Below are 14,827 nucleotides of genomic sequence, written 5' to 3'. Positions count from 1 at the left end.
CTAGCCTGTTCAGCTTTCCTGTGCAACGCGGGCCGCCTCGGCCCGAAGCGCCGCCGCCCGCCGGAGCAGCTCTGCCTTTTCTTCGGGCGATATCACCGGTCCGCTTGCCGCCTCTGCCCGCGCTTCCAGCGCCGCGGCCCGGGCTTCCATATCGGCCTGTGTCTCTTCGTCCAGAATCGCCTCGGAAGCCGGACCGAGGACAACCGAATTGTCGACAAGCTCCGGCGCCGGCGCGGCTCTCGCCTCTTCGGTCACGGTTGCATCAAGCTCGGGGAACTGGGCGCAGCCGGCCAGCGCGACGAGGGCAGGAATGAGGATCGGAAAGGAAGCGCGCATCTCGGACTCCGCAGAGGGTGTGCGCACCCTATCCAAGCCCGCCCCCCGGGGGCAAGTCGCCGCGTGGAGGAACCTTTGCTGCACGGACGATGCCCGGCCGCAGCGCCCTGTTGCCGAGCCAATCGTCTCCTTCGGAGCAAGGCCGCGCATTGGCAAAGGACGCCAAACAGGCAATCGGCGGAACATGATCATCCCGCGAGGATAAGCGTGTAGCGAGGGTCAGCTGTCGCGCGCCCCGCCAGTAGCCGGATGTTCAACCAGTGCCACGGTACGCCCAACGGGCTTGATGGGTTTCCGGATTCACCTCAACCTGAGAGCGCCGGCATGCTGCCGGGCGAATGCAGATTGAAAGAAGGGACATCAAATGACGGGATGGGTCGTTTCCACGCACGGGTCTTATAACTCATACGCCGCAATCGCGAGTGGAACTGCGCTCGGCCGCCATAACGCGCAGGGAGAACCATCGCATGTGAAGCTCCCTGTCGGGATGAAGATGCATTTCTATGTTCCAGAAAAGAAGGCTCTCTACGGCGGCTGGGACCTGTTCAACATGCTCATGAACCCGGCAACGATTGCGACCGCGCGGGAGCAAGCGACCCAAACCCTCTCGGGAGGCGAGATGTGCCGGAACTATACCCTGTCGCCGGCGCCGGAGTGGCAGGACACCACCGGTTCCGCGTCCGGGATCTTCAAGGCCGGAGATCGCCAAAGCACGGAAAGCTGGATCATCACCGATCCAAGCGCGACCTGGCATCTCAGCCAGTTGTTGCAATATGTTGCGGCGGCCGACGAGATTTTCTGGATCTCCTGTCGCGTTCAGATCGGGTAGGCAGCGCACAGATCCGATGACGCCCCTTGCCGATGGCATCTTAGGCAATCAAGGTCAAAAAAGGCTTGTATCGGCGGTGCCGGGCCACGGCTTTCGGGATTGCTCCCCGGGCCACAAGCGCTGCCCGCCCCAAACGAAATGCGGGGCGCAATGAGCGCCCCGCTTTCAATCCCGTAAAACAATCGGGATCACTTCGTCGCGATACGACCATCCGTGTAAGGCTTGTAGGGGCCTTCCTTGGCCAGGTACTCGGCCGTGACATCGGCGAGATCCGGGCCGAAATCATAGGCATTCGCCGCGTCGACAAACATCTTGTAGCCGTCGCCACCGCCACGCACGTAGTTGTTGGACACAGCCATGTAGCTCTTGGCCGGGTCGATCGGCGCCCAGGCATCGCCCTCCATCACCATGACCTCCTGGATACGGCCCTCATTCGGCGCGACCGACGGATCCCAAGTGAATTTGAGACCTGCAACCTGCGGGAAGCGACCCTTGACCTCCTCGACCTGGCTCACGCCATTCTCGAGCGCGTCGATCACAACCTGGCCCGAGATCTCGAAGGTCGAGAGCGTGTTCTGGAAGGGCAGCACGGTCAGCACCTCGCCCATCGTCACCTCACCGGCATCGATGGAAGCGCGCAGCCCGCCGGAGTTGGCGATGGCGATGCTCACGCCCTGATCCTTGACCCGGTCCAGCATGGCGTCGGCCACAAGGTTGCCCATGGCGCACTCCTGCACCCGGCAAACATCCCGGTCGCCGACAATGGCCTCGGCGGATTCGGCCACGACCTTCTCGCGGATCTCGTTGAGCGGCCCGGCCAGTTCGGCAATCCGCGCCACAGCATCAGCGTTTTCTGCGACCGAGGCGTCCATGACCAGCGGCTCGCCCACGGCTTCCTTGATCTTGCCCTCGTCGTCGAACACGACCTTCAACTCGCCGAGGAACTTGCCATAGGCATAGGCCTGCACGATAGCCGTGTCGCCGACCATGGTCGGATAAGGGCCTTTCGCCTTCTCCGAGACATTGGAGAGATAGGTGTTGGAATGGCCGCCCACGATCACGTCGACGCCGGTGGTCGCCTCGGCCACGGCCAGATCGACCTTGTAACCGGAGTGGCTCAGAACGACGATCTTGTTCACGCCTTCGGCGGTGAGCCGGTCCACTTCGCCCTGCACGGCCTGCGCCGGCTCGGTGAAGGTGATGTTCGGGCCGGGGCTGGCCAGTTCATCGGTGTCGATGGGCGTCAGGCCGATCAGGCCGATCTTCTCGCCATTGCGCTCGATCACTGTCGATTTCCGCAGCACATCAGCCAGCAGCGGCTCGGCCGAGATATCGGCATTCGACATCAGCACCGGGAAATCGAGCGAATCCATGAAGCCGCGCAGAACTTCCGGCCCGTCGTCGAACTCATGGTTGCCGACCGTCATCGCGTCATAGCCGAGCTTGTTCATGAACTCGGCCGCGACCTTGCCCTTGTAATAGGTGTAGAAGAGCGAGCCCTGGAACTGGTCGCCGCCATCGAAAAGCACCGGGTTGTCAGCCCGCGCCTTCGCCTCTTCCACGGCCGTCACGAGCCGCGCGGAGCCGCCGAAGCATTTGCCTTCGGTATTGTCCTCGGCCGAACAGCCCGAATCATACTTGCTGATCGGCTCGAAGCGGGAATGGAAATCATTGGTGTGCAGAATGGTCAGGGTATAATCGGCCGAAGCAGCACCAGCCATTGTGGCAAGGGCAGCCGCCGAGCAGAGCAGACGAGCGAACATGGGGAACCTCCAGTTGGTATTTTTCCCAAGACTGTCCCTTAGGGCGCGCTACGTCAAACCTTTCGGTACGGAAACCGCTCCGTGGCTTGACCCGGGGCGCTTGCTTGGGCACATCGCCACCATGCTGATCTACAAGATTTTCCGCGCCCCCGAATGGGAGGCCTTCCGCGCCGCCGGGCAAACCGATGGCGCCCCCGTCGATCTCGCCGACGGCTTTGTCCATTTTTCGACCGCCGTGCAGGCTGCCGAAACGGCGGCAAAGCATTTCGCTGGCGAAGAGGGGCTGGTGCTCCTGGCGCTGGACAGCGAGGCGCTCGGACCGGAGCTGACATGGGAGCCGTCGCGCGGTGGCGCGCTCTTCCCGCATCTCTATCGCACGCTGTCGATGGAGGATGTGCTTTGGGATCGGCCGTTGCCGCTGGGCGCGTCGGGACATGTCTTTCCGGAGGAGATGAAATGAGCTGGCTGGAACAGATCGGCATGGCCGCCTTTCGCCAGCTGGACCCGGAAACCGCGCATGGCGTGGCGCTCAAGGCCTTGAACATGGGTCTGACCCGACTTCCCGGGGAGATCACCTCGCCGCGGTTGCGCTGCGATCTGGCCGGACTCGCGCTGCCCAACCCGCTGGGGCTGGCCGCCGGCATGGACAAGAACGCAGTTGCGCTGGAGCCGCTTTCGCGAGCAGGGTTCGGCTTCCTCGAGGTCGGCGCGACGACGCCGCGCCCGCAGGAGGGCAATCCGAAGCCTCGCCTCTACCGGCTGCCAGAGGATGGCGGCGTTATCAACCGCTTCGGCTTCAACAACGAAGGCATGGAGGCGATGGCGACGCGACTTGAGACACGCCCCGCAAAAGCGGTGATCGGTCTCAATCTCGGCGCCAACAAGGACAGCGCCGACCGCGCCGAGGATTTCTCCCGCGTGCTGGCGCGGTGTGGCCCGAAACTCGATTTCGCCACCGTCAATGTCTCTTCGCCCAACACCGAGAACTTGCGCGAATTGCAGGGCAAGGCGGCGCTTGAAGCGCTTCTGCGCGGTGTACTGGAGACGCGGGATGGGCTAGCCCGTCCGATTCCCATCTTCCTCAAGATCGCACCGGACCTTGACGAGGCAGAGATCGCGGATATCGCGGAGGTGGCGGGGACGGTCGGGATCGACGGCATCGTCGCCACCAACACGACCTTGTCGCGCGAGGGGCTGACGAGCGCCCATGCTTCGGAAACGGGCGGGCTGTCCGGCGCGCCGCTGTTCGAGAAATCGACTGCCGTGCTGGCGCGGCTCTTTTCCGAGACTGGCGGAAAGATCCCACTTGTCGGCGTGGGCGGGATAGCGACCGGCGAACAGGCCTATGCGAAGATCCGGGCCGGCGCCTCGGCGCTGCAGATCTATTCCGCGCTGGTCTATGGCGGCCTCTCGCTGGTGGCGACGATCCTGCGGGATCTCGAGGCGCTGTTGGAACGGGACGGTTTCGCGTCGGTCGCGGAAGCCGTCGGCACCGGGCGCTAAGGTTCGGGTTGCGGGTTTTGCGGCCATTCGCTGCGGTCACAAAACGCAAGAACGGTAGCCATGCCAGCCCCATACCGCCGGGACGGTCCGGCGCTGGCACGGCGGCTTCGCCTTGTTTCGTGCCCATCAGCGCTCTGTTCCATTGAACGCTATTGGCTCACTGCGTTCCACTCACCTCACACTTCGCTCCAGCGACGGGTAGCGCCAACCCAGCGTCGCCCCACGTGCGAGGAATGACAGGATCAGCGCCGCCCAAAGCCCGTGATTGCCGAAGAGCGGCATCAGCGCCCAAAGGGCCAGCGCATAGCAGAGCGCCGAGAGCAGCATCATGTTGCGCATGTCCCGTGTGCGGGTCGCGCCAATGAAGATCCCGTCCAGCATCCAGGGCGCCGCGCCCAGAAGCGGCGCGGCCACCATCCAGGGCAGGTAGATCCGCGCTTCGGCGCGCACATCCGCCGCCGTGGTCATGATGTCGATGATCGCGCTGCCCGCCAGCGCGAAGGCCAGCGCCAGAACCAGCCCGCTGACCAGCCCCCATTGTCCGGACAGGATCGCCGAACGCCGCAACGCCGCGCGGCTGCGCTGCCCCATCGCCTGCGCCACCAGCGCCTCAGCCGCAAAGGCAAAGCCGTCCATCGCGAAGGCCGTTACCTGCAGGAATTGCAGCAGCACCTGGTTCGCCGCCAGCGTCACGTCGCCAAGATCGGCACCGAAAAAGAGGAAGGAGACGAAGATCGCCTGCAAAAGAAGAGACCGGATCAGGATGTCGGTATTGACCACCGCCATATGCGCCAGCCGTGCCCGGTCGAATACCCGCGCCCGGTCGCGCCAGTAGCCACCCGAGAAAGCCTCCCGGCAGAGCCAGAGCCCCAACACGACACCAGACCACTCCGCAAGAAAGGTCGCCAGCCCGACCCCCTGCACGCCCCAGTCGAACCCGAGCACAAAGATCAGGTCGAGCGCGATGTTGACCCCGTTCATCGTCACCTGCAGGACCAGAACCGCCCGCGTCCGCTCCAGCGCGATGAGCCAGCCGGTCAGCCCGTAAAGCGCGATGGCGGCCGGGGCCGACCAGATCCGGATCGACATGTATTGCCGCGCCAGCGCCTCGACCTCCGCAGATGCGGGCGAAATGCGGAAGGCACCGGCGAAGAGCAGCCCCTGACACAGGATCATGGCGCCGCCAGCCAGCACCGCCAGCATCAGCGCCCGGACCAGCAGGACGGCAACCTCCGGCCTGTCCCCTGCCCCGCGCGCTTGTCCGACCATGCCCGTCGTGCCCATACGCAGGAAGCCGAACACCCAGTAGATCGATGTCAGGATAATCGCGCCGATCCCGACCGCGCCGATGGGAGCGGCCTGGCCCATCTGCCCGACGACACCAGTATCGACGATACCGAGGATCGGCACGGTGGCATTGGACAGAACGATCGGCAACGCGATGGACAGGATCCGCCGATGGGTGATCGTATCCGCGCCCGAAACGGGCACTGCTGCCTCAGCCACGGGCCGGCATCAGGAAATGCCCCGTCGCCTGGGCAAAGAGCCGGGCGCGGTTGTCCTGCCAGGCCTCGACATGGACCGAGGCGTAGCGACGGCCCGAGCGATTGACCCGGGCGCGGGCATAGGCGTCGCGCGGCAGGCCGGTGCGCAGGTAATCGACGGTGAAATCGATGGTCTTGGGCAGGCGCGGCAGGCGATCCGGCCCGATCTCTGCCGGATCGACCCGGCCCGACTCGATCTCCTCCCAGAGGATCGCCCAGCCAAGCCCGATGATCGCCGTGACCTCCAGGAAGGAAGCCGTCGCGCCGCCATGCAGGGCCGGCAGGGTCGGGTTGCCGATATGCGCCTCGGCATAGGGCAGGATCGCGGTCAACTCGTCGCCCTTGCGGTCGAACTGGATGCCGAGAAAGCTGATATAAGGCACGCCTTGCACCAGGGCCCATAGCGCCTTGTCGCGCCGCTCCTTGATCACCTGGACAGGTTCGGGCTTCTTCGCGTTCATTTGTCCACCCCCGCCTTGCCGTCCTTGTCCATCTTATCGAAGGTGAAGGCGCCAGTGGCCGTGGCAACGGGGACCTCGCTCTCCTCCTCGTCCCGCGTCACCGCGCGCACGAAGGCGACGGAGCGCGTGGCGTGATAGCAATGTGCCTCGCAGCGCAGGCGCTGGCCGGGGCGTGCCGGACGCATGTAATCGATCCGCAGGTCGATGGTGGCGGTGATACCGGGACCGTCGGGGCGCGCCATGACAGTGGCGCCGGCGGTGGTGTCCATCAGCGCGCTGACGGCGCCGCCATGGATCACGCCGGTGCGCGGATCGCCGACGAGTCGATCGTCCCAGGGCATGGAAATCACCGCGCGCCCCGGCTCGATCTCTTCCAGCCGCATCGAGAGCGCCTTCGAGAAGGGAAGCGCTTCGATCATCTGCCGGGCGATCTTGTCGAACTGCATGGGCCTGCCCCTTGTCCGGTTGTGCACGCGCCCTTATCGGCCCCGGCAAGGAAGCGTGCAACCCCCGTCCCTGCCCTCCTGCACACTGCCCGAGGCGCCCGCTCCACGCTTGCGCCTGCCCGCAGCGCTGCCCATAAGAGTTGCAAAGGAACAAGCAGATCGACCTGATGGAAAACGCAGCCACTTTCGACCCGACCTTCTGGATCACCGCAGCGGGGATATTCTTCCTGCTCGTCCTGTCCGGCTTCTTTTCCGGCTCCGAGACGGCCCTGACCGCCGCGTCGCGCGGCAAGCTGCACTCGATGGCCGACAAGGGATCCAAGGGCGCCCACACCGCGCTGGTGCTCAAGGAGGACAACGAGCGGGTGATCGGCGGCATTCTGCTGGGCAACAACCTCGTCAACATCCTCGCCACCTCTCTGGCCACATCCGCCTTTACCGCCGCGTTCGGCGATAGCGGCGTCGCGCTGGCGACGCTGGTGATGACGCTGCTGGTGCTGATTTTCGCGGAGGTCCTGCCCAAGACCTATTCGATCAACGATCCCGAGAAGGCCGCGGCCCGCTCCGCGCCGATCATCGGCCCGGTCATATCGGCGCTCTCGCCCATCGTTTCGATCGTCCGGGTTGTGGTCCGCTTCGTACTGCGCCTCTTCGGCATGAAGGTGGACCCCGACACGATGCTCTCCGTGCGCGAGGAGATCGTCGGCGCGCTGGCGATCGGCCATTCCGAAGGCGTGGTGGAGAAGGAAGATCGCGACCGGCTGCTCGGCGCGCTCGACCTCGGCGAGCGGATGGTGGACGAGATCATGCTTCACCGCTCCCAGATCGAGATGATCGACGCCGAAGCCGCGCCGGAAGCCATCGTGACAAAGGTCCTGGCCTCTTCCTATACCCGGCTGCCGGTCTTCCGCGAGGAACCGGAGAATATCGTCGGCGTCGTCCATGCCAAGGATGTGCTGCGCGAGATGGACAGGCTGCTGCGCGGGGCGGAGTCGGTCGAGGGCGGTCTCTCGGAATTTCGCGTAATGGAGATCGCCAAGGAGCCCTATTTCGTCCCCGAGACGACGACGCTGGACGACCAGATGCGCGAGTTCCTGCGCCGCCACACGCATTTTGCGCTGGTTGTGGATGAATATGGCGCGCTGGAGGGGCTGATCACACTGGAGGACATCCTCGAGGAGATCGTCGGCGAGATCACGGACGAGTTCGACCTCGATGAGGAGAACCCGCTGCGGCCAACCGAGACCGGCGACTATCTCGTCGACGGGGCGATGACGATCCGCGATCTGAACCGGGCAACGGACTGGTCGCTGCCCGATGAGGAAGCAAACACGATTGCCGGGCTGGTGATCCACGAGGCGCAATCGATTCCGACCCAGGGGCAGGTCTTCTCCTTCCACGGCTTCCGCTTCGAAGTGATCGCTCGGGAGCAAAACCGGCTGACGCGGCTGAAAATCCGCCCGCTCTGAACGGCCGCGCGCTCTCGACGGTCCGGTGCGCAGCCGTCCTTGCTGCACGCGACTGGAGAGACGGTCAAGCCGGGCAATCCCGGCCTCTCGATTTACCGGATAATCGGGATCTGCTGCGCGGACCGCGCATCGAGATGCCCGGTCAGGCGCGGGTCATCGGCGATCTCGACCTGCCTGCGGATCGCGGTGAACCCACTGCGACGGTAGAAATCCAGCGCCGCCGGGTGATCCAGCGTGCAGGTATGCAGATGAAACCGGGTGATCGGACGCGACCATGCAATCTCCAGCGCGCGGTTCATCAGCCAGCGCCCGGCGCCGGCGCCGATCAGCTCGGAGGAAATGCCGAAAAAGGTCAGCTCACAGGCGCCGTCTTCCCGGAAATCCAGCTCCAGCAATCCAGTGTCTTCGCCACCGTGTCGCAGCGCGTAGACCTCGACCCCCGGGTCATGAAGGATCACGGCCAGTGCCGCCTCCGGCATGACCAGCCGCGAGAACCAGAGCCAGTCCTCCGCGCCGACCCTGCGAAAGACGGTGCGATACCACTCGATCCCCGGCGTCTCGACCCGGCGCAGCGACAGGTCGTCCCGGTCCGGAGCGGGCCGTGGCGCGGGGACCGCGCGCATCTCCAGCCAGGTCACGACCGTGGCAAGCTTGCCGGCCGGAACATCATGGAAACCGTCTTCCAGCTGCATTTTCCTGCTCCTTGCTACCGGAAAAGGAAAAGGCCGCCCCGAAATGGAGCGGCCTTCCCGTAACATCGTCAGCGAAGGATCACTCGGTCTCGAGCGCCTCGACGGCTTCCTTCAGCTTGTCCTTGTCCGAGGCGACCTCGGTGATCGTGGCCAGTTCGAAGATGTAGTCGACGACCTTGTCCTCGAAGAGGGGCGCGCGCAGTTGCTGCTGAACCTGCTGGTTCTGCTGCACGAACTCGAAGAACTCGCGCTCCTTGCCCGGGTATTGGCGGGCCTGGGTGAGGATCGCCTGGGTCATCTCGGCATCCGAGACCTGGATCTCGTTCTTCTGACCCATCTCGGCCAGCAGCAGGCCCAGCTTCACGCGACGCTCGGCGAGCTTGTTATGCTCCTCAGTCGGCTCGACCTTCTCGTGGTCGTGGCCTTCAACCTCGGGGTTCTCTTCATGCCAGAGCTGGTGGGCGATCTGGCCGGCCTCGGCTTCCACCAGTGTCGGCGGCAGCTCAAAGGTGACCAGCTCGTCCAGCGTGTCCAGAAGCGAGCGCTTCATGACCGCGCGAGCCGCGCCGGTATACTCGGCTTCCAGACGTTCCTTGACCTGCGCCTTCAGTGCGTCGAGGCTCTCGGAGCCGAACTGCTTGGCCAGCTCGTCATCGAGCTCGGCCGCGGCGGGCGCCTTGATTTCCTTGATCGTGCAATCGAAGACGGCTTCCTTGCCGGCGAGGTGCTCGGCCTGGTATTCCTCGGGGAAGGTCACGGTCACAGCGATCGGCTCTTCCGCGTTGACCTTGACGCCGACGAGTTGCTCCTCGAAGCCCGGGATGAACTGGCCGGACCCCAGCTCGAGCGGGAAGTCCTCGGCGGAACCGCCTTCGAAGGGCTCGCCATCAACCTTGCCGACGAAATCCATGACGATCTGGTCGCCATCTTTCGCCTTGGAGCCCTTGCGGCGGGCCTTGAAGGACTTGGCTTGCTCGGCCAGCCCGTTCAGCGCTTCCTCGATCGACGCGTCGTCGGCCTCGACGACCATCTTGTCGAGCGCGATCTGGGCCAGCTCGGGCTGTTCGATCTCGGGCAGTTTCTCGTAGGAAATGGCGACGACCACATCGTCTCCCTCTTTCCAGTCTTCGCCTTCCATCTTCATTTCGGGCTGAAGCGCCGGACGATCGCCGGACTCTTCGAGATGCGAGGACATCGCGCCGTCGACGCTTTCCTGCATCGCTTCGCCGAGAAGGCGGGGCCCGTACTGCTTCTTGAGCAGGGCCATCGGAACCTTTCCTTTGCGGAAGCCCTTCATCTCGATCCCGGGCTGCGCCTCGGCCAGCTTTTCATTGACCTTGGCATCCAGTTCATCGGCGGTGATGGTGATCTGGTAGCCCCGCTTCAGGCCTTCGTTCAGGGTCTCGGTGACCTGCATGGCTCTTCTCTTCCTTCCTCACTCGGGCGCCCGCATATGGCTGCCAACTCGGCCGCGCCAGCGCGGGCGTTTTCTATGAAAACGCCTATTGGTGCGGATGAAGGGACTCGAACCCCCACGCCTCGCGGCGCCAGAACCTAAATCTGGTGCGTCTACCAGTTCCGCCACATCCGCTTTCAAACCGGAAAAGACCGCGGAGCCGATTTCAGCGCCGCAGCCGCCCGATCCAAATTCGCGCCCTTCTAGCAAGGCTGAAGGGCGGATGCGAGAACAAAAACCACAGATTTGCAACGCTCCGCCAGTTCTGTGGAAAAATCTGTGGATATGTCTCGGAAGGTGGGTCGGGATCGACTAGAGTCCATGAAATAAAGAGATAAAAAGGCACGAGCAGCCAGATGAAATTGTCAGTTTTCGGTGCCGCATTGCGGCGCCCTTCGCGCGCGGTTGCGTTGCAAGGGGATGTGGGGATTCTCGCCTCTGTTGCATTTTACACGGAACATGGACCGATTCCGGCCTGTTTGCTATCGCCGGGTGACCGGGTCATCCGGCGCGGCCAGGGGCCGGTTGCGGTTCGACAGGCCATATCCGTGGCGCATTCCGGACGCATGGTACGGATTGCGCCGGATGCACTCGGGCGCGCCCGGCCGGAGGATTTCCTCCTGCTCCCACCGGATCAACGGCTCAGGGTGCGCAAGGCAGCGGGCGCGGACCGGGACGGGGTTTTCGCGGTTCGGGAGCTTGTCGATGACGCGCTTTTTCGCTGGCACGAGCCGCCGGAACCGGTGCAGCTTGTCCAGCTTGATTTCGGCGGCCCGGAGATCGTGCATGCCGGCGGGTTGGAACTGGAGTTCGGCTGAGCGGACAGGCGGCACGTTCGTCAGGTTTTCAAAGGGGCATCACCGGGAGCCGTGCCGCCTTCCGCCCGTAGAATGGCGTGGCACCGATGCCGCGATGTGCTGTGTCCCAGACAGGTTCAACGAAGATCAGGGCGTTGCGCGCCAGCGTCCTTGCTCCATGTCAATCACCGCCCGCCAATCACGGACGGATCTCGACCTCGGTGCCGACCGGCGTGTATTTGAACAATTCCTGGATCTCGGCATTGGTCAGCGCAACGCAGCCAGCAGTCCAGTCCCCCGGGATCATCATGTTGTCGGCCACGCTGTTCGGCTGACCATGGATGAAAATGTCGCCGCCCGGACTGACGCCCTTTTCCGCCGCCTCGGCCCGGTCTTCGGCGCGCGGGTAATCGATGCCGAGCGAGAGATGATAGCTGCTCTGGGCATTGCGGCGGTCGATCCGATAGATCCCCTCCGGCGTCTTGCCATCGCCCTGTTGAAGCTTGTCACCATCCGGCGCGAAACCGAGGGCAATGCTGTAGCGTTTCCGGATCTGGCCGTCGCGATAGACAGCCATGGTCCGGAGCCCCTTGTCGATCACGATCCGGTCGACCTTTGCGCTCAGGGTGCGCGGAGGCGTCAGGTCCCAGGGCGCGTAATGCTGCCAGACGGCATGGCCCACCACCCCCGCAGGCGCAAGGAAGGCGGCGGTCAGCCCGACGGTCGCGAGCGACCCGATCATGCCTTCCCCGTCACTGCAGGTCACCGAAGGCGGCTTCGAGGCGCTCCATCGCCTGCGCGACGACGCTGCGCGGCGTGGCGAAATTGAACCGCAGGAAATTCTCCCCGCCATTGCCGAAGCTCGGCCCGTGATTGACCGCGATCCGCGCGCCTTGCTCGACGCGGCGCGTGAACTCCTCGCGATCCATCCCGGTGCCAGAGAAATCGACCCAGCCAAGATAGGTCGATTCCATGGCCATCGAGGACAGCCCGGGAATGGCGTTGACGGAGTCGTCCAGCAGTTTCCGGTTGCCGTCGAGATAGGCCACCAGTTCGTCCACCCAGACCGCGCCCTCTGGCGAATAGGCTGCCGTGGTCATGGCGATGCCGAAGCTGTTCGGCGAGAGCCCAAGCCCGGCCATCCGCGCCCCGAAGGCCTTGCGTAGCGCGGGGTCGGGGATGATCACGTTGCCGGTATGGGTGCCGGCGATGTTGAAGGTCTTGGTCGTGGCGGTCATCATGACCAAACGGTCCTCGATGCCGTCGATCAGCGCCATCGGCGTGTGGTCCTGGCCCGGATAGACGAGGTCATGATGGATCTCGTCGGAGACGAGGATCAGGTCATGGCGCTTCGCAAAGGCGGCGACCCCTTCCAGTTCCGCGCGGGTCCAGACCCGGCCGCCCGGATTATGCGGCGAACAGAGGATGAGGAGTTTTTCGCGCCCGGTCATCTTGGCGTCCCAGGTCTCGAAATCCATCTCGTAACGGCCATTCTCGTTGACCAGCTCGCATTCGACCACCTCACGCCCGGCGGCCCGGATCACCCGGGCGAAGGCGTGGTAGACCGGCGTCATGAGCACCACGCCGTCGCCGGGTTCGGTCCAGGTGTCGACGCACATGCCGGTGCCATGGACAAGCCCATGGGTGGAGAAGATCCAGTCCGGTTCGACCGACCAGCCGTGACGGGTCTGCATCCACCAGCAGATCGCGTCGCGATACTCCGTCTCGCCGCCCCAATAACCGTAGATCCCGTGCGCAACCATCTTCTCGATGGCTTGCTGAACAACCTGAGGCGGGCGGAAATCCATGTCCGCGACCCACATGGAGATGCCGTCCCCTGCCGGAACGCCGTAGATCGGCTCCATCATGTCCCACTTGGCGCAATGGGTTCCGAAACGGTCGATAACATCGTCGAAAGACATGGGGGGATACCTCTTCTCTGCTTGGCGGCGAAGCTAGCCGCTCCGACGGCGGGCGCAAGGCAAACCGTACATGCGGCCGCGCTCCCGCGACAGCCTCCGGAAACTGCCTCTCATTGCAGCACGCGGAGACGCAGGGCGCGATGAACCCAAGCGGCCTTGCCTAAAAGAAAAACGCCCCCGACCGGGATACCGGCGGGGGCGTCCTCTTTTGGCGCGGGCGACCGCTTGGCCGCCCGTCCTGTCACTCTTAGCCGTAGGCGGCGATGAAGTAGCCGGCGACAACAGCCGTACCGATCACACCGGCCACGTTCGGACCCATGGCGTGCATCAGCAGGAAGTTGCCCGGATCAGCCCGCTGGCCTTCGACCTGGCTGACACGCGCGGCCATGGGCACGGCGGAAACCCCTGCAGAACCGATCAACGGGTTGATCTTGTTCTTGCTGAAGAGGTTCATTGCCTTGGCCATGAGAACGCCGCAAGCCGTGGCGATGCCAAATGCGATGACGCCGAGTCCGAGAATCTTCAGCGTCGAGGCGTTCAGGAACGCTTCGCCCGTCATCGTGATACCGACCGAGGTGCCCAGGAAGATGGTCACGACGTTGATCAGCTCGTTCTGCGCGGCCTTCACGAGACGCTCGGCCACGAGGCTTTCGCGCAGGAAGTTGCCCAACATCAGCATACCGATCAGGGCAGCTGCGGCCGGAACCAGCAGGATGACGACGATGGTGACCATGCCGGCAAAGATGAGCTTCTCGAGACGAGACACCTGACGCAGCGACTTCATACGGATCTTGCGTTCCGCTTCGGTCGTCAGCGCCCGCATGACCGGCGGCTGCAGCATCGGCACCAGCGCCATGTAGCTGTAGGCGGCCACCGCGATCGGCGCGAGCAGATGCGGCGCGAGCTTGTTTGCCAGGAAGATCGAGGTCGGACCGTCAGCACCGCCGATGATAGCGACAGCGCCAGCTTCTTCAGGTGTGAAGCCGATGGCGGTCGCCCCCAGGAAGGTCGCGAAGACCCCGAACTGGGCCGCGGCGCCGAGAAGCAGCGTGCGCGGGTTGGCGATCAGCGGACCGAAGTCGGTCAGTGCCCCGACGCCCAGGAAGATGAGCGGTGGGAAGATCTCGTATTCGATGCCGAGCGAGATGTAGTAGTAGAGCCCGCCCGGGTGATCGCCGTGAGGCAGGTTGACCAGGCCCTGCGTCGGCAGGTTGGCCAGCAGCGCCCCGAAGGCAATCGGGATGAGCAGGAGCGGTTCGTACTGTTTCCAGACCGCGAGGTAGAAGAGTACGGCAATGACCACCCACATCACCACCATCTGAATGGTGAGATCAGGGAAGGCAGTCAGTGACCAGAGCTCCGCAAGCCCGGTAAGTTCTTCTGTTGTGGTGGCTTCCATGGGAGGAGTGCCTCCTTAGGAAAGGGTGACGAGGACCTGTCCCTCGGTCACGGTTGCACCGGCAGCCACGTTGACGGCGGTGACGGTGCCGTCGGAGGGAGCGCCGATATTGGTGTTCATCTTCATGGCTTCGAGAACCAGAAGCGTGTCACCTTGGCTGACCTTCTGACCGACGGAAACGTCGACGGAGACCACGGTGCCGGCCAGCGG

Annotated in this window: 16 protein-coding genes and 1 tRNA gene; 5 read left to right on the top strand and 12 right to left on the bottom strand. The window is 64.2% G+C overall.

Features of this window, described 5'->3' with window-relative positions:
* Positions 1-9: 9 nt before the first annotated feature.
* Entirely contained in the window at positions 10-336 is a 327-nt protein-coding gene (locus R3X27_RS23710) for a hypothetical protein (RefSeq protein WP_317711388.1), read from the bottom strand.
* Between the two features lie 364 nt (positions 337-700).
* Between R3X27_RS23710 and R3X27_RS23705 the strand changes: the two genes are divergently transcribed.
* Entirely contained in the window at positions 701-1,165 is a 465-nt protein-coding gene (locus R3X27_RS23705) for a putative adhesin (protein ID WP_411572533.1), read from the top strand.
* 188 nt (positions 1,166-1,353) lie between these two features.
* On the opposite strand, the gene R3X27_RS23700 is transcribed toward R3X27_RS23705, so the two are convergent.
* The gene (locus R3X27_RS23700) at positions 1,354-2,928 is read right to left on the bottom strand and encodes a bifunctional metallophosphatase/5'-nucleotidase (protein ID WP_317711386.1); all 1,575 of its coding nucleotides are present in this window, start codon (positions 2,926-2,928) and stop codon (positions 1,354-1,356) included.
* A gap of 121 nt (positions 2,929-3,049) precedes the next feature.
* On the opposite strand from R3X27_RS23700, the gene R3X27_RS23695 reads away from it, so the two are divergent.
* Together R3X27_RS23695 and R3X27_RS23690 are read left to right on the top strand one after the other, a co-directional pair.
* Positions 3,050-3,388, top strand: a complete 339-nt coding sequence (locus R3X27_RS23695; protein WP_317711385.1) for a DUF952 domain-containing protein — start codon at positions 3,050-3,052, stop codon at positions 3,386-3,388.
* Positions 3,385-4,431 (top strand): quinone-dependent dihydroorotate dehydrogenase, encoded by a 1,047-nt coding sequence (locus R3X27_RS23690; RefSeq protein WP_317711384.1) that lies wholly within the window; start codon positions 3,385-3,387, stop codon positions 4,429-4,431. Before R3X27_RS23695 ends, R3X27_RS23690 begins: the two co-directional genes overlap by 4 nt.
* A gap of 171 nt (positions 4,432-4,602) precedes the next feature.
* Here the strand turns inward: R3X27_RS23690 and R3X27_RS23685 are convergent, their stop codons facing one another.
* The 3 genes from R3X27_RS23685 to R3X27_RS23675 are packed head-to-tail and all read right to left on the bottom strand — an operon-like array spanning position 4,603 to position 6,882.
* Positions 4,603-5,937, bottom strand: coding sequence for an MATE family efflux transporter (locus R3X27_RS23685; RefSeq protein ID WP_317711383.1), 1,335 nt, complete (start codon positions 5,935-5,937; stop codon positions 4,603-4,605).
* Positions 5,930-6,436, bottom strand: coding sequence for a PaaI family thioesterase (locus tag R3X27_RS23680; RefSeq protein WP_317711382.1), 507 nt, complete (start codon positions 6,434-6,436; stop codon positions 5,930-5,932). Before R3X27_RS23680 ends, R3X27_RS23685 begins: the two co-directional genes overlap by 8 nt.
* Positions 6,433-6,882: a PaaI family thioesterase gene (locus R3X27_RS23675; protein ID WP_317711381.1), complete on the bottom strand. Its 450-nt coding sequence runs from the start codon at positions 6,880-6,882 to the stop codon at positions 6,433-6,435. Before R3X27_RS23675 ends, R3X27_RS23680 begins: the two co-directional genes overlap by 4 nt.
* A 167-nt stretch (positions 6,883-7,049) precedes the next feature.
* Here R3X27_RS23675 and R3X27_RS23670 point away from each other — a divergent pair, with 167 nt between their 5' ends.
* Positions 7,050-8,351, top strand: coding sequence for an HlyC/CorC family transporter (locus R3X27_RS23670; protein ID WP_317711380.1), 1,302 nt, complete (start codon positions 7,050-7,052; stop codon positions 8,349-8,351).
* 92 nt (positions 8,352-8,443) lie between these two features.
* Here the strand turns inward: R3X27_RS23670 and R3X27_RS23665 are convergent, their stop codons facing one another.
* The 3 genes from R3X27_RS23665 to R3X27_RS23655 form a co-directional block, all read right to left on the bottom strand.
* Positions 8,444-9,043 carry a GNAT family N-acetyltransferase gene (locus R3X27_RS23665; RefSeq protein ID WP_317711379.1) on the bottom strand — a complete coding sequence of 200 codons (600 nt, stop codon included), beginning with the start codon at positions 9,041-9,043 and terminating at the stop codon, positions 8,444-8,446.
* A 79-nt stretch (positions 9,044-9,122) separates the two neighbouring features.
* Positions 9,123-10,460 (bottom strand): trigger factor, encoded by a 1,338-nt coding sequence (gene tig / locus R3X27_RS23660; protein WP_317711378.1) that lies wholly within the window; start codon positions 10,458-10,460, stop codon positions 9,123-9,125.
* Between the two features lie 89 nt (positions 10,461-10,549).
* Positions 10,550-10,634, bottom strand: a tRNA-Leu gene (locus R3X27_RS23655).
* A gap of 221 nt (positions 10,635-10,855) precedes the next feature.
* Here R3X27_RS23655 and R3X27_RS23650 point away from each other — a divergent pair.
* A complete protein-coding gene (locus tag R3X27_RS23650) occupies positions 10,856-11,317 on the top strand; it encodes a Hint domain-containing protein (protein WP_317711377.1) in 462 nt (153 codons plus the stop codon).
* 178 nt (positions 11,318-11,495) lie between these two features.
* Here R3X27_RS23650 and R3X27_RS23645 read toward each other — a convergent pair whose 3' ends face one another.
* The 4 genes from R3X27_RS23645 to R3X27_RS23630 all read right to left on the bottom strand — a co-directional run.
* Complete coding sequence (locus R3X27_RS23645; protein ID WP_317711376.1) at positions 11,496-12,038, bottom strand: murein L,D-transpeptidase family protein; 543 nt, start codon at positions 12,036-12,038, stop codon at positions 11,496-11,498.
* A 10-nt stretch (positions 12,039-12,048) separates the two neighbouring features.
* Complete coding sequence (locus R3X27_RS23640; protein ID WP_317711375.1) at positions 12,049-13,218, bottom strand: MalY/PatB family protein; 1,170 nt, start codon at positions 13,216-13,218, stop codon at positions 12,049-12,051.
* Positions 13,219-13,465: 247 nt separating this feature from the next.
* Positions 13,466-14,617 (bottom strand): sodium ion-translocating decarboxylase subunit beta, encoded by a 1,152-nt coding sequence (locus R3X27_RS23635; protein ID WP_411572532.1) that lies wholly within the window; start codon positions 14,615-14,617, stop codon positions 13,466-13,468.
* Positions 14,618-14,632: 15 nt separating this feature from the next.
* Positions 14,633-14,827 (bottom strand): biotin/lipoyl-containing protein (locus R3X27_RS23630; RefSeq protein WP_317711374.1); only part of this gene is annotated, 195 nt, incomplete at its 5' end.

Source organism: Tropicimonas sp. TH_r6, from assembly GCF_033101155.1.
Lineage (GTDB): Bacteria > Pseudomonadota > Alphaproteobacteria > Rhodobacterales > Rhodobacteraceae > Tropicimonas.
Note: the sequence above shows the minus strand (reverse complement) of the source record. Positions and strands in the feature narration are given on the sequence as shown.

Bases quoted from the DNA above. Each gene is read 5' to 3' on its own strand.
- R3X27_RS23710 (WP_317711388.1), bottom strand. From the start codon at position 336: ATGCGCGCTTCCTTTCCGATCCTCATTCCTGCCCTCGTCGCGCTGGCC.
- R3X27_RS23705 (WP_411572533.1), top strand. From the start codon at position 701: ATGACGGGATGGGTCGTTTCCACGCACGGGTCTTATAACTCATACGCC.
- R3X27_RS23700 (WP_317711386.1), bottom strand. From the start codon at position 2,928: ATGTTCGCTCGTCTGCTCTGCTCGGCGGCTGCCCTTGCCACAATGGCT.
- R3X27_RS23695 (WP_317711385.1), top strand. From the start codon at position 3,050: ATGCTGATCTACAAGATTTTCCGCGCCCCCGAATGGGAGGCCTTCCGC.
- R3X27_RS23690 (WP_317711384.1), top strand. From the start codon at position 3,385: ATGAGCTGGCTGGAACAGATCGGCATGGCCGCCTTTCGCCAGCTGGAC.
- R3X27_RS23680 (WP_317711382.1), bottom strand. From the start codon at position 6,436: ATGAACGCGAAGAAGCCCGAACCTGTCCAGGTGATCAAGGAGCGGCGC.
- R3X27_RS23675 (WP_317711381.1), bottom strand. From the start codon at position 6,882: ATGCAGTTCGACAAGATCGCCCGGCAGATGATCGAAGCGCTTCCCTTC.
- R3X27_RS23670 (WP_317711380.1), top strand. From the start codon at position 7,050: ATGGAAAACGCAGCCACTTTCGACCCGACCTTCTGGATCACCGCAGCG.
- R3X27_RS23665 (WP_317711379.1), bottom strand. From the start codon at position 9,043: ATGCAGCTGGAAGACGGTTTCCATGATGTTCCGGCCGGCAAGCTTGCC.
- tig (WP_317711378.1), bottom strand. From the start codon at position 10,460: ATGCAGGTCACCGAGACCCTGAACGAAGGCCTGAAGCGGGGCTACCAG.
- R3X27_RS23650 (WP_317711377.1), top strand. From the start codon at position 10,856: ATGAAATTGTCAGTTTTCGGTGCCGCATTGCGGCGCCCTTCGCGCGCG.
- R3X27_RS23645 (WP_317711376.1), bottom strand. From the start codon at position 12,038: ATGATCGGGTCGCTCGCGACCGTCGGGCTGACCGCCGCCTTCCTTGCG.
- R3X27_RS23640 (WP_317711375.1), bottom strand. From the start codon at position 13,218: ATGTCTTTCGACGATGTTATCGACCGTTTCGGAACCCATTGCGCCAAG.
- R3X27_RS23635 (WP_411572532.1), bottom strand. From the start codon at position 14,617: ATGGAAGCCACCACAACAGAAGAACTTACCGGGCTTGCGGAGCTCTGG.